15 protein-coding genes are annotated in these 12,317 nt (G+C 68.2%); 8 read left to right on the top strand and 7 right to left on the bottom strand.

The window, feature by feature from the left end; all coding sequences use genetic code 11:
* Nucleotides 1-55: 55 nt before the first annotated feature.
* From KBO27_RS17790 to KBO27_RS17775, 4 genes are all read right to left on the bottom strand, one after another.
* Nucleotides 56-454 carry an RNA polymerase-binding protein RbpA gene (locus KBO27_RS17790; RefSeq protein WP_075848243.1) on the bottom strand — a complete coding sequence of 133 codons (399 nt, stop codon included), beginning with the start codon at nucleotides 452-454 and terminating at the stop codon, nucleotides 56-58.
* A gap of 67 nt (nucleotides 455-521) precedes the next feature.
* Nucleotides 522-743 (bottom strand): helix-turn-helix domain-containing protein, encoded by a 222-nt coding sequence (locus KBO27_RS17785; protein ID WP_075848219.1) that lies wholly within the window; start codon nucleotides 741-743, stop codon nucleotides 522-524.
* 21 nt (nucleotides 744-764) lie between these two features.
* Nucleotides 765-2,885, bottom strand: coding sequence for a hypothetical protein (locus tag KBO27_RS17780; protein ID WP_112285788.1), 2,121 nt, complete (start codon nucleotides 2,883-2,885; stop codon nucleotides 765-767).
* Nucleotides 2,882-3,718, bottom strand: a complete 837-nt coding sequence (locus tag KBO27_RS17775; RefSeq protein ID WP_075848213.1) for an SAM-dependent methyltransferase — start codon at nucleotides 3,716-3,718, stop codon at nucleotides 2,882-2,884. Before KBO27_RS17775 ends, KBO27_RS17780 begins: the two co-directional genes overlap by 4 nt.
* 334 nt (nucleotides 3,719-4,052) lie before the next feature.
* Between KBO27_RS17775 and KBO27_RS17770 the strand changes: the two genes are divergently transcribed.
* The 5 genes from KBO27_RS17770 to KBO27_RS17750 all read left to right on the top strand — a co-directional run bounded on the left by KBO27_RS17770 (nucleotide 4,053) and on the right by KBO27_RS17750 (nucleotide 7,921).
* Nucleotides 4,053-4,367 carry a hypothetical protein gene (locus KBO27_RS17770; protein ID WP_139320638.1) on the top strand — a complete coding sequence of 105 codons (315 nt, stop codon included), beginning with the start codon at nucleotides 4,053-4,055 and terminating at the stop codon, nucleotides 4,365-4,367.
* 12 nt (nucleotides 4,368-4,379) lie between these two features.
* Nucleotides 4,380-4,688 (top strand): hypothetical protein, encoded by a 309-nt coding sequence (locus tag KBO27_RS17765; RefSeq protein WP_075848209.1) that lies wholly within the window; start codon nucleotides 4,380-4,382, stop codon nucleotides 4,686-4,688.
* 205 nt (nucleotides 4,689-4,893) lie between these two features.
* Nucleotides 4,894-5,835 carry a putative endonuclease domain-containing protein gene (locus tag KBO27_RS17760; protein ID WP_210971094.1) on the top strand — a complete coding sequence of 314 codons (942 nt, stop codon included), beginning with the start codon at nucleotides 4,894-4,896 and terminating at the stop codon, nucleotides 5,833-5,835.
* Between the two features lie 428 nt (nucleotides 5,836-6,263).
* Nucleotides 6,264-7,157, top strand: a complete 894-nt coding sequence (locus KBO27_RS17755) for a hypothetical protein (protein ID WP_075848205.1) — start codon at nucleotides 6,264-6,266, stop codon at nucleotides 7,155-7,157.
* On the top strand, nucleotides 7,154-7,921 hold the full coding sequence (locus tag KBO27_RS17750; protein WP_075848203.1) for a hypothetical protein: 768 nt from the start codon (nucleotides 7,154-7,156) through the stop codon (nucleotides 7,919-7,921). Before KBO27_RS17755 ends, KBO27_RS17750 begins: the two co-directional genes overlap by 4 nt.
* A gap of 94 nt (nucleotides 7,922-8,015) precedes the next feature.
* Here the strand turns inward: KBO27_RS17750 and KBO27_RS17745 are convergent, their stop codons facing one another.
* A complete protein-coding gene (locus tag KBO27_RS17745) occupies nucleotides 8,016-8,624 on the bottom strand; it encodes a TetR/AcrR family transcriptional regulator (RefSeq protein ID WP_075848201.1) in 609 nt (202 codons plus the stop codon).
* 89 nt (nucleotides 8,625-8,713) lie between these two features.
* On the opposite strand from KBO27_RS17745, the gene KBO27_RS17740 reads away from it, so the two are divergent.
* The 3 genes from KBO27_RS17740 to KBO27_RS17730 are packed head-to-tail and all read left to right on the top strand — an operon-like array spanning nucleotide 8,714 to nucleotide 11,297.
* On the top strand, nucleotides 8,714-9,889 hold the full coding sequence (locus KBO27_RS17740; RefSeq protein ID WP_246537503.1) for a cytochrome P450: 1,176 nt from the start codon (nucleotides 8,714-8,716) through the stop codon (nucleotides 9,887-9,889).
* Nucleotides 9,890-9,934: 45 nt separating this feature from the next.
* Complete coding sequence (locus KBO27_RS17735; RefSeq protein ID WP_210971093.1) at nucleotides 9,935-10,666, top strand: TetR/AcrR family transcriptional regulator; 732 nt, start codon at nucleotides 9,935-9,937, stop codon at nucleotides 10,664-10,666.
* Nucleotides 10,659-11,297, top strand: coding sequence for a class I SAM-dependent methyltransferase (locus KBO27_RS17730; RefSeq protein ID WP_075848197.1), 639 nt, complete (start codon nucleotides 10,659-10,661; stop codon nucleotides 11,295-11,297). The genes KBO27_RS17735 and KBO27_RS17730 overlap by 8 nt, the downstream gene beginning before the upstream one ends.
* On the opposite strand, the gene KBO27_RS17725 is transcribed toward KBO27_RS17730, so the two are convergent.
* Complete coding sequence (locus KBO27_RS17725) at nucleotides 11,272-11,499, bottom strand: hypothetical protein (RefSeq protein ID WP_139320635.1); 228 nt, start codon at nucleotides 11,497-11,499, stop codon at nucleotides 11,272-11,274. The two genes, KBO27_RS17730 and KBO27_RS17725, sit on opposite strands and share 26 nt — an antisense overlap.
* Nucleotides 11,500-11,601: 102 nt before the next feature.
* Nucleotides 11,602-12,255, bottom strand: coding sequence for an ArsR/SmtB family transcription factor (locus KBO27_RS17720; RefSeq protein WP_210971092.1), 654 nt, complete (start codon nucleotides 12,253-12,255; stop codon nucleotides 11,602-11,604).
* Nucleotides 12,256-12,317: the final 62 nt, after the last annotated feature.

Genomic DNA, 12,317 nt, shown 5'->3' with positions numbered 1-12,317 from the left:
GTCGGCTCGAAAACATCAGAGCCAGCCTGCCTGTTACGCCTTCTCGGGCCGGCGGTCATGGCTCGAACCGGAAACCGTAGGTTCGGTCGCCGATGGGCACGCGACCGTAAGGTGATCGGCGCTGCAGGAGGATGCCCGCCAGCGCCTGGTCGACGAGGACTTCAAGATCGGCGATGCTGCGTCGTTCCAAGAGCATGACGTAGTGCGTGCGTGGAGGCTTTCCCTTGGGCGGTTGCCAGGCGGAGTCTTCATTGATGCGGAGGCAATGTTCGACGCCGTGTCGTGGGCATCTCCAGACGGCGGGTATCTCGGCGTCTGTCGAGAATGGCACGGTGAACTCGTGTCCTCTTCGGCACGCGAAGCGGACTTGAATCCGCGGCGCCGGCCGCGCATCGCAATCCGGTTCGCCAGTGTGCGTTCCCAGGCGGTAGCCCCGCAAGACCCGTCTGGGCATCATGATCTCCGCTCGCGTATCGGATGGGCTGGTGTCGCGAGCCGTTCTCGTGCCCGCTGTCGCTGGGCTATGAGGCTTTGGGCTTGGTCCGGGTAGCGCCGCCGCGTCCACGCAGCACCACACCGAACTCCGACAGGATTCGGTGCACGAAGCCGTACGAGCGGTCGGTGGCCTCGGCCAGCGCACGGATGCTGGCGCCCTTTTCGTACTTCTTCTTCAGGTCAGCGGCCATCTTGGTGCGGGCCTCGCCGGTGATCCGGCGTCCCTTGGCCGTGGTGTGTGCTGCCATGCCGTTCGCTCCTCTTCGCGTTCAGGCGGTCGGTTGGTCGGAGTCGAGGGCGTCGCGCCGGGCGATGACGGTGGCCTTGCTCTTGTCGGCGCCGGGGCCGGCGGCGGTGTAGTAGTCGATGGCCTGGCCGTAGCGGCGGTGGGCCTCGGCGGTGTCGCCGAGCGCGGCGTGGACCTCGCCGAGCACGGTGCATAGGTCGGCCAAGTAGCCGACCGAGCCGTAGTCGCGCACGGCCTGCTCGATCGCGGCGAGCTCCGACACTGCCTCGGCGGCTTGCCCGTTCAGGGTCAGGGCCCGTGCCAGGTGCAGGACGGTGCGGGCGTGGCCGATGTCATCGCCGATGCCGGTGAACATGCTCGCCGCCAGCCGCAGGTGGTGGAGTGCGAGCGGGGCGTCGGCGACCTTGGGGTGCAGGGCAGTTTCGCCGAGGCGGCGGTGCCGCAGCGCGATGCTGCGGGCGTCGCTCATCCCCTCGGCGATTTCGAGGGCATGTTCGAGGTCAGGGAGGGCGGCGTGCGGGTCGTCGGCCTTGAGGTGGGCGCGGGCGCGGGTGGACAGCGCGCCGGAGTGCAGCCACGGGTCGCCGACTTCGGCGGCGCGCTCTACGGCAATCGTGCAGATGGCGACGGCGGCCTCGTGGTGGCCGAGGTTGGTCTCGCCGAAGCCCTGGCGGGTGCGGCAGACGACCTCCAGGATGTGCCCGGCGTCGGCCGCGGCATTGGCCCCGAGGAACTGCGAGCTCACCAACTCACCGGCGGTGTAGTTGGGGCGCAGCGGGTTCCACAGGACCTCGCCGAACTGATACACCAGCTCCGTCCAGCCCTGGTCGGCGGCGACCTGTTGAGCGGCGAGAAGGTTGGCGCGTTCGGTCTCGGCCCATTCCAGGGCGGCCTTCGCTGCGAACACGCCGGTGTCCAGACCGGTGTAGACGGGGCTGAACCGGCGAGGGAAAGGATTGATGATCTTGTCGGCCGCCGCCGCGCGCCGCAGGTACCACTCGATCATCCGGCGGCGCACCGCAAGCCGCTTGGCCTGGTCATCCTGGCCTGCCAGGGTTTGCACGTGCTCTCGCAGGACGTCGTGCAGCCGGTAGCGCTCGTCTCCAGTCTCGGTGACGAGGTTCGCCTCCACCAGCCGCCCGAGCCCGCGGCCGACCTCGGCGACCGGCACGTCGAGCCCGGCCGCGAGCGGCTCGGCGGTGAACTCGACGCCGGGATGCTCGGCCAGGCCGCGGTAGAGCCGGGCGGTGGTGGCGTCGAGGTCCTCGTAGCTCATCTGCAGCACTCCTTCAACGGACAGCTCGTGCGGGTCCAAAGCGCCAGTGGACGCCTCGGCGAGGTGGGTCAGGCGGGTGATCAGGCGCGCCGGGTCGCGCCGGGGGTAGGCGGCGAGATGGGCCCCGGCGATGGTTAAGACCAACGGGTGCCCGTGACAGCGGGTGGCCAGCGCATGCAGCAGCTCCTCGCCGATGGGCTGTCGGTCCTCGTCGAGGAGGCCGGTCAGGAGCGCGGCGCCGGTGGCGGCCGGGAAGCAGTCGAGGTCGAGGTGGCGGAAGCCCGCGATGGCCAGCTCGGCGAGCCGATTGCGGCTGGTGACCAGGATCGTGCCGCGCGCCGTGGCAGGTACCAGGGCCTGCACCTGCTCGGCGGAGCGGGCGTTGTCGACCAGCATGGCCACCGCCTTGTCCGAGGTGACCGTCCGGTACAGCGCGACCAGCTCGGCCACCTCGCCCGGCAGGTCGTCGGCGGCGACGCCGAGCGTGCGGAGCCATCCGGCGAGGACCTGCGCGGTGGCCGGTGGCGGGTGGCCGCTCCAGCCGTTGAGGTCGACGTGCAGCACGCCGTCGGGGTGGCGCTCGTGGTGTCCGTCGAGCCAGCGCACCGCCAAGCCGGTCTTGCCGACCCCACCCAGGCCGGTCACCACCACGCGGGTCGGGCCCGCCGTGGTGAGCAGACGGTCCAGCCACTCCAATTCATCTGCGCGGTCGACCCAGGTGTGCGCGGGCGGCGGAAGCTGCCGGGGCACCGGCACTCGGTGCTCGGGAGCGTGCAGGACGATGGTTTCGGCGGTTACCGTGCGGGCTTGCAGCACCTGGCCGTGGACCGATCCGGACACGGTGTTGATGTGCTCGGCCTCGTTCATGCTCGCTCCGCGGGCTCGGAACGGCGGTCGGCGAGCACGGCGTTGCCCCACAGGCACTCGCGTACGGGCAGGGTGAGCCCGTCCGGTCGCCACAACCCGATCGGCGCCACGCCGTCCGGGTGTGGTTGCCACGGTCCCAGCAGGTCGGCGAACTGCCGCCGGCTTCGGTGGACGAGCGTGATCCCGGCCCTGGCGAGACAGTCCTCGACCGCAGCGGCCGACTTCAGCCCGAGGACGATGCCGTCGGCGTGTGAGGCGGCCAACAGCGAGCCGGGTGCCAGCCGCTCGTGGTACCTGGCCAATGCGGCGGCCGGATCCTCGGCGTCGGGCAGGCAATGCAACACCGACCCGGCCACCACGCCCACCGGGCGAGTCAGATCGAGCAGCCGAGTGGTCACGGCATGGTCGAGCACCTCGTCAACGTGCCGCAGGTCGGCCTCGATCACCCCGGTGCTCGGATCGTCCGCATGGACGATCAGACCGAGACCGGCGATGGCTATGGGGTCGCGATCGACGTAGACGACGCGGACGTCAGGACGTTCAGCCTGGGCGAGATGGTGCACGGGGTGGGCGCTGAACATGCCCGCACCCAGGTCGAGGAACTGCTCGATTCCGGTCGTGAGCATGTGAAGGACTGCGCGGCGGACGAAGGTGCGGCTCTCGCGGACGAATACGTCATACCCAGGCACCAGCGTGGTGATCTTGTCGGCCACGGCGCGGTCGGCCGCGAAGTTGTGCCCACCGCTGAGCAGGTAGTCGTAGATCCGGGACAGCGACGGCGCGTCGGGGTCTACCTGTTGCTCAAGACCGGACGCGCTCTCATGCGTCGCCATCACCGTGACGTTCTCCCCACCCCGCCTCGTCACCACGAGCCGACTCGCGCCATGCGCCTGGTCGACCCGATAGCCGTGACCTGCGGTTCATCCGCACCAGCCGCACCGGCCGGGTCGATTCGTGTGGGCGATTAGACCGGCGATATCAAGATCTGCACCAGAGCGGCAAGGAGGCGCTGGTGAGGCGTCCGTGAGGCGGCACCACGCGTGAGCACGACATCAGCGGCGGCACGGTTCACCCGGCCGAGTGGCATCCCATCACCAGCCGATACGTGACTCGCCGGATCCCACCACAGTCGAACATATGTGCGAGCGCGGTGGTAGTTTGCTCGACATGAGTTCGTCGCCTCCACCCGCCTCACTGGACGGCGCGCTGCGCTACCGGGTCGACTACACCGGCACGACGATCGCCGTCCTTCCAGCCACCTGCAAAGGTGGCCGGCACCTCGTCATCCCAGGCGTCAGCAGGGCGATAGCGGTCGAGGACGAAGTCCGCATCGACTGCCCTGTTTGTGCGGCGACACCCGGAGCCGACGCGACCTGGCGCCTGTCCAGCAGCGGCCCCAGCCCGGACCGCGCCGAGCTGGACGACGAGCCGTATGGCGATCTGATTCTGCGCCGCGTGCGAACGGTGGCCGGCACGAGGTAGGCCGATGATGCCGTGATCAACAGCCCGTTCACTCAGTGGGAAGGCGACGACCTCCACGGACGCAGACCAGTGCTCACCTCGGTATGGGTCAACCTGGACATCCTCTTCCCCCGGCCAGCCGACGCACCGCGGCACGTCATCGAGACCGGCCTGGACTTGACGGGCGTGGTCCCCGGACGGCTTCACGGCCGTTTCCCCAGTATCGAGGGCGACTGGTACGGGATCGTCAACTACGAGATCGGCTACGCCGACGGCCGTCGCGACAAGCTGCACCTGGTCGACCAATTCGTGCCCTTCAACGTGTTGCGAAAGCGCGAGTGAAGTTCCCAGCTGGCAGAACGCAAGGCGGTCGACGACGAGCTTGCGAGTACTGCGGTGATCGAGTAGATCCGGGCGTGCGCTTCGGACACTGCGCTGCTCAGAGATCTACTGTCGGCCCACCGCGCTACCGTGATGTGATGGTCAACCAGCGAACCCGACGTGCTCAGGTGGGCGCGGCCAGGTTTGACGCACGCGGTGGAGCGGCATGATCGCCACCCCGATGAGGCTGCGCTCGGCCATCGCCGCAACGCTCTGGGAGTGCGTCAAGGCCCACCACCTGGAAGCGGCCTGTGACGCGCTCGGCATGAAACCTGCCCGCGAAGGCAGCCCCGAGCCGTTCAACAGCAAGCGCAGCTACGTCGAGGGCCGGCTACAGGGCCTGTCACTGACGGACTTGACCAAGCTTGCCCACCGCGTCGCGGCCGAGTACGACGCCGAGCACCTACAGCCGTTGCTCGATGCATCCGGTACGTACGGCGTAGCCGGCGAACTGAAGAACCTGATCTTCGCGGCCGACGGACCCAAGCCGGAGATCGTGTTCAGCGACGCCCTCAACAACGACGTCCTCGTCGTCAAGAACGAGCTGTTCTGTCTCGTTTACGACCGGCCGCTGGGCGCGCAGGGCCTCACCTGGGCCGAACTGACCAGCTGGTGGGCCGACCGCGAGGGGCTAACCGACGCACCGGCCCGTGAGGTCTCGCTCAGCCTGTACCGACGGCTGGACCGCTCGCTTGGTGACAACCACGCGGAGCGACGAATACTGCGCACATACGCTGACCGATACGTCCGGCTCGGCGACAGCATCCCGGCGCTGATCCCGCAGGTGTACCTGCATTACGACCCATACACCCGAGCGCACCACGCCCCTGGCACACCACCTCTGGCCCGCCAGCGCATGGACTTCCTCCTGCTGCTGCCACAGCGGATCCGCATCGTCATCGAGTGCGACGGTAAGCAGCACTACGCCGACGAGAACGGGCACGCGGACCCCCGTCGGTACGCCGAGATGGTGGCCGAGGACCGTGAACTACGACTGCACGGCTATGAGGTCTACCGCTTCGGCGGCGCCGAGCTCACCGATACTCCAGCCACTGGGCAACGGCTTGCAGCGTTCTTCGACCGGCTCGCCGAGCGTTACTCCGCCTGACTCTCCGTTGCCCAAACCCGTGAAGCTGGTGGCCCCAGCGGGGGTTGGCAGTCAGCGTCGCCGTGGAGGACGAGAAGGCCAAGGGCAGCGGCGGCCAGCAGAGCACAGGCGACGCGAGCGCTTCGCCCGGAACCGGTGGGAGCGCTTGGAAGGAACCGCGGACAGAACAAGCAAGTCGGCGTGGAGCGTGAGCGCGGCTTCCAACACAAGCATGACCGGCGCCGGAACGCTGTTGATGTCCTCACGCCACGCTGCCAACAAAACCGCGAGCTCGTCGGCCTCGCCACCCACGCCATCACCTCCGCCGTTCAGCTACCAACAGGCGTCGTACCTGCTCGACCTGGCGTTACGCGCGACACCGCTAGGCTTCGAGCGTGCTGGCCCCGACGGGACCGCTTCGACGAATTGGCGCTTGGAGGGGCCTGCTCATGGGCGAGCTAGGTGTGATCCGGAGTTACGCGTACTGGTCGGATCGCCGTATCCGGGACATCGCGTCTGCAAACGGCATCGCCCTCGAACGGCGCGTGAGTTGGAAGGCCAAGACGGCGTCGATTCCCTTGATCGGTGGGCTCGAATTTGCGCAGGAGGCGCGCACGCTAGACCGTGCTGAAGTAGCGCGCCGAATCGAAACGGCGATCGGCGACCACGCAGTCGAGGACTTCGTCACCCCGCCGCCGGCAGCGTTCGCCAAGGGCGTCGGCCGTGTCGACTTCGCCCAGTTCACGGGCGGTGTCGAGAAGCGACAGGGCGTCGTGATGCACACCAGCACTCGCAGCAGCACCGGTGCCCGCGTCGACGTGTGCATGTTCGGCAGCCTGCAGAACACCGCCGACTACGTCGGCGGCTCCGACCAACCACCGGAAGGATGGTCGTCCTCCGCGGCTCGGACGATTGCTCTCTACATCCAGAGCCGAGGAACGATCAACAATTCACAGTGGGACGACCCGGAGTCCCTCGCGGTCGAGGCCCTGAAGATCGCGACCGAGCAGGGCGTAACCGGAACCTGGAACGAACACGAGGACAAGCCCTGGACACGAGGCTTCACGCTCGGCCACGCGACCGAATCCGAGTGGTTCGCACAGATCTACAGCGACGTCGTACTCGACAAAGACCGGTGGACCTTTGACCGCGACGGCGGCATCAGCCCAGACGTCGACCGCATCCTCATCGGCGCTCCACTGTGGGTACGGACTCCGGGCGCACACGCCGTCACCCGCTATCGAGACCTACGCCGAGGGAGCGACGGGCAACATGACGGGCCGCTCACGCCTGGCCTGGATGGCCAACGCCTACGTCGTCGACGGGACACAATGATCGAGTGAGCGATGACTGGGAGCTGCGCTGGGCATCGGGAGCCCGGCGGTTCTACGTCGCCGAGATCGTGCGGCAGGCGAGTTATGCCCTGGCCGCGGTGCAACAGGCTCTCAGTCTCAGCCGGGATCCGCAGCGGCGTGTCGAGGCGTGGCCGGCGGTCCAGTCGTTCCTCACCGCGACCGCCATCATCAGCAAGCTGTTGTGGCCCGTCAGAGCCGAGGGAGCCGATCTCAAGTCCCGTTGGCGTCGCTTCCGCGCCGATCGACTGCGAACAGAGCTTATGATCAGCGACACCTCAGCCCTCCGGGACAGGAAGGTCCGGGATTCCGCCGATCACTTCGACGAACGCATCGACGACCTTGTCCGCGACCAGCGCATCCCGCAGTCGTGGGCAGACCTGGCCGAGGAGGAGTTCACGCAACAGCCGGCCCCGTTCCGCGCGATCGACTCTGACACGGGTGAGGTGCTCGCAGGCCATGACCGAATGGCCCTGACGCCCATCGTCACGGAGTTGAACGCGGTTTTGCGCCGGTGCGAAACCATCGAGCCTGGATCAACCAGCGACCCCGACATCGTCATGCTGCTGGCCACGTTGAGGTGGCCGCCGCTGCCGTCCCTGTTCGCGCCCACCGAGCGCCCGGACGAACCGGTCACCGCCGGGGCCAGTATCGCCGCGACCGGCCCTCAGAGCCTGGAAGAGCTGATCACGCTGGTTGTCGATCAGCTCTCAGAGCACCCGGACTCGGACCGATCACCCGATGCCGAGGGATAGGTGATGTCGAGCCGGACCAGTAGGCAGTCTGGCAACGTGCCGCGGTCGAGCGCGAACGCGCGGTGAGGCAGTTGCTGGACGGTCCACTGTGTGTTCAGCCGGTCTGAGCAGCTTGGATCACGCCCTGGATGGCCTGCCCGATGCGGTTGGCGGCGTGGTCGGGGTCGGGTTGGCCGGTGTCGAGCCAGGCGATGACGGCTTCGAGGGTGAGGGTGGGGATCAGTCGGGCCGCCCAGTTCTGCCAGGGGCCGTCCGGGATCGTGTCGGCGAGGTGGCGGTGGGCGATTTCGGTCGAGGCCAACCGGATCCGGTCGATCACATCGCGGAACTCTGACTCCCTGACCGCATGGCGGAACAGCAGCCGGAATCCTTCAGGGTCGGCCGCGGCGGCGCGCAGCAGCGCGGGAATGCTGCCCTCGTCGTAGGTCTCGGTCCCGACGGCGTCGCCGAGTCGGGTGCAGGCGCGGTCCAGCACCGCTCGGTACAGGTCGTTCTTCGACGCGAAGTGTCGGTAGAGGATTACATGCGTGACGCCGGCCTCCGCTGCGATGTCGTCGAGGCCGGTGGCGGTGAACCCGGTGCGGGCGAACGCGCGGGTGGCCGCGTCGAGTATCTGCTCGCGCCGCTCTGCGCGGGGCATACGCCGGACACGTTCCGGCTGACTTTCCGACGCGGGCTGCGTGGATTGTCGGGCGGCTGCCATCGCATCAACCTCCTCTTGTTAAAGGCAGACTATACAAGTACGTTGTTGAAGTCGTCTTGTACAAGTGCTGTGTAATGATGGAGGTCGCGATGAGCGCCACGGTTCAGTTGCCGTTCGAGCAGGTAGATCCGTTGCGGGTCGCGCCCCGGCTGCGGGAGTTGCAGTCCCAGGGTCCGGTCCACCGGGTTCGCACCGCGGTGGGGGACGAGGCGTGGCTGGTCACCGGTCATGCGCAGGTGCGGCGGCTGCTGGACGACGACCGGCTGGGCCGCGCCCATCCGGCACCGGAGACCGCGGCGCGGACCGGGGAGTCGGCGTTGTTCGGCGGGCCGCTGGGCAACTTCGCCACCGAGAAGAGCGACCACGCCCGGATGCGGTCGCTGCTGCAGCCGCACTTCTCGCCCAAGCACCTGCGTGCCCTGCGCCCCAGGGTCGAGGCCCTGACCGCGCTACTGCTGGACGAGTTGGCCGAGCACGGGCATCCCGCGGATCTGCAGGCCGCGGTGGCGGTGCCGCTGCCGATCCTGGTGATCTGCGAGCTGCTCGGCGTGCCCTACGAGGACCGTGACCAGTTCCGCGCCTGGACCGCCGACGCCGCCAACGTCCGCGATCGCGCCCGGTCGGAACAGGGGTTGGGTGAGCTGTTCGCGTACGGCCAGAAGCTGGTCGCCCGCAAGCGGACCGAGCCCGCTGACGACGTCATCTCCCGACTGTGCGCGACCGAGGGCGTCTCCGACGTCGAGGCCGCGGGGATGTCTATGGCGTTGCTGTTCGCCGGACACGAGACCACGGTGGTCCAGATCGGCCTGGGCGCACTGGCGTTGCTGACCAACCCTGAGCAGTGGCAGAGCTTGGTGAACGACCCGGCCCTGGTGCCGAACGCGGTCGAGGAGATGTTGCGGGCGCCCGGCAAGGGGGGCGGCGGGATTCCCCGCTACGCCCGGACCGACCTGGAGATCGACGGAGTTATCATCCGGGCAGGCGAGTTGGTGCTGCTGGACAACGGCGCGGCCAACCACGACCCGGCCGTCTTTGCTGATCCGGACCGGATGGACATCACGCGCTCGGCCGCCGCGCACCTCACCTTCGGGCACGGCGCGCGGTACTGCATCGGCGCGCCACTGGCCCGCATCGAGCTCCAGGTGGTGTTCTCCCAACTCGCCGCACGGTTCCCGACCTTGCGGCTGGCCGTCGATGTGGAGGAGTTGACCATGCGGCGCGACGTGCTGACCGGTGGACTGACCGCACTCCCGGTGCAGTGGTAACTGCTCCAGCCTTGACTGACCGGGTCGGTCAGTTATTGTTGCGAGATGCCCAGGGTTCGGTCGGCGGAGTTCTTCCCGCGCCTGGTTTCGGCAGCGGCTGAGACGTTCATCGCGCAAGGTTTCCAACGCACGCAGATGCAGGATGTCGCCGACCGGTTGGGGGTGGCAAAGGGCACCGTGTACGGATACGTGGAGAGCAAGGCCGCGTTGCTGGCCGCCGCGGTGCGCTACGCCGACGGTGTGGACCCGCTGCCCGAGTTGGCCGAGTTGCCGGTGCCGACCCCCGTGGCGGGCGAGGTGGCGGCGCTGGTGGCCGATCGGCTCCGCGGCGAGGTGGCCGAACTGCGGCTGGTGCAGGCGGTGGCTGGGCGTCGGCGGGTGCCGATCGCCGAGGAGCTGACCGAGATCATCATCGATCTGTACCGGCGGCTGGCGCGGCATCGGGTGAGTATCAAGCTGGTCGACCGGTGCGCGCTGGAGCTGCCGGATCTCGGCGAGGTGTGGTTCGGGGTCGGCCGGGCAGGACAGGTCGCCGTGCTGACCGAGTATCTGACGCGTCGCGCGGCCAGCAGGGCAGTGCGTCTGCCGGGGCCGGCGCCCGTGGTGGCGCGCACGATCTTGGAGACCTGCGTGTTGTGGGCGGTGCACCTGCACTGGGATCCCGCCCGTGTTGATCCAGATGATCGCGAGCTGCCGCCGCCGGAGGTCGTGGCCGCCACGCTCGCCGGGCTGCTCACCCACGGACTGGTATCGACGAAGGGACAAGGCGATGAGTAAGGCACTGAGCGTTGACCGGTTACGGGAGAAGTGGGACAAGTACGCGCCGCGGTATGACCGCGATATCGGGTTCGTCGAGCGGGTGCAGTTCGGCGGCGGTCGGGAATGGGTGTGCTCGCAGGCCCACGGCGATGTGCTGGACGTGGCGGTGGGCACCGGTCTGAACCTGGCGTTCTATCCGGACGCGGTGCGGTTGACCGGGATCGACTTCAGCCCCGCCATGCTGGAGATCGCCCGCACTCGCGCGGCCGAGCTGGGCCACGAGATCGACCTGCGCGAGGGCGACGCGCAGGCGTTGCCGTTCCCGGACGCCTCGTTCGACACCGTGGTGTGCACCCTCGGGCTGTGCGGATTCCCCGACGAGCGGGCAGCGATCACCGAGATGCACCGGGTCCTGCGTCCCGACGGGACGCTCTTGCTGCTCGACCACGTCGGCAGCCACCACCGCCTGATCCGGGCTGGGCAATGGTTGCTGGAGAAGTTGACCGTGCGGATGCTGGGCGACTACCAAACCCGTCGTCCACTGCCGCTGGTCGAGGAGGCCGGGTTGATCATCCAACGACAGGAGCGGCTCAAGGCCGGCATGGTGGAGCGGGTCGCGGCCGTCAAACCAGCGACGGAGGGTAGCTAGCTGTCGAGATGCGTTGCCGCAACAGGGATTGATCGATCGGGTGGGCGGTCAGCTCCAGCGCGCGGCGCTCGGCGGCCTGGGCCTGCCCGGAGTGGCCGAGCTCGCGCAGCGGCTCTGCGCGGGTGGCGTGATAGCGGTGGCAATGGTCCAGTGCATCATCCAATGTGGACAGATCAGTCAGTGCGGCCTCGGAGCCGGCCACGTGGTGTGTAGAGCGATGGCGCGATACAGCCAGCTCAACGTCTCCTTGCTCAGGAGACGACTGACAACGCGCCCGATTCGACACCGCGCCTGAAAATCTTGGTCAGGTTGCCACCGGTAGGTCGGCCAAGCGCCATTCGAGCATGCCGTCGGCCAACCGGCGAGCCGGGCGACCGGCTGCGGTGAGCAGGCGGACCGCGTCGTGGGCGAACACGCAGTAGGCGCCGCGGCAGTAGGCGACGATCTCCTGATCGAGGGGAAGTTCAGCCAAGCGCTCGGCGAGATCCTCCAGTGGAATCGACACCGCGCCGGGGATGTGCCCGGCGGTGTACTCCTCGCGCGGACGCACGTCGATCACGGTGGCGCCGCCGGAATGGACCCGTCGCAGCAGCTCCTCGCGTGTGACCTCCTCGGTCTCTGGCCCGAGATAGACGGCGCGTGCGGCCTCCGCGTCGACGAGGTGCTCGACGGCCACGGCCTGGACGAGCGCGTACAGCGCGGCGACGTCATCTCCGGCGAGCCGGTAGTAGATCTTGGTGCCGTCACGGCGGGTCGTCACCAAGTTGGCCTGCTTGAGGGTTTGCAGGTGCGCCGAGGCCGTGGTCAGCCCGAGTTCGGCGGCCCGTGCCAGCGACTCGACCGTGCGCTCACCCTGTGCCAGCAGGTCCAGCAATTCCAGCCGTTTGCCACTGCCCAGGGCCTTCCCCACGCGGGCGAACTGCTCGAACAACGCCGTCTTCGCGTCCCGATCACCCATGATTCTCCAATCATCCTTGGAATAGTGTAGAACAGTCTCATGCGGGAACCAACCCGCCCGCG

The organism is Saccharopolyspora endophytica (assembly GCF_018070075.1).
GTDB lineage: Bacteria > Actinomycetota > Actinomycetes > Mycobacteriales > Pseudonocardiaceae > Saccharopolyspora > Saccharopolyspora endophytica.
The sequence above is the reverse complement of the archived record's forward strand: the minus strand, read 5'-3'. Positions and strand labels throughout refer to the sequence as shown.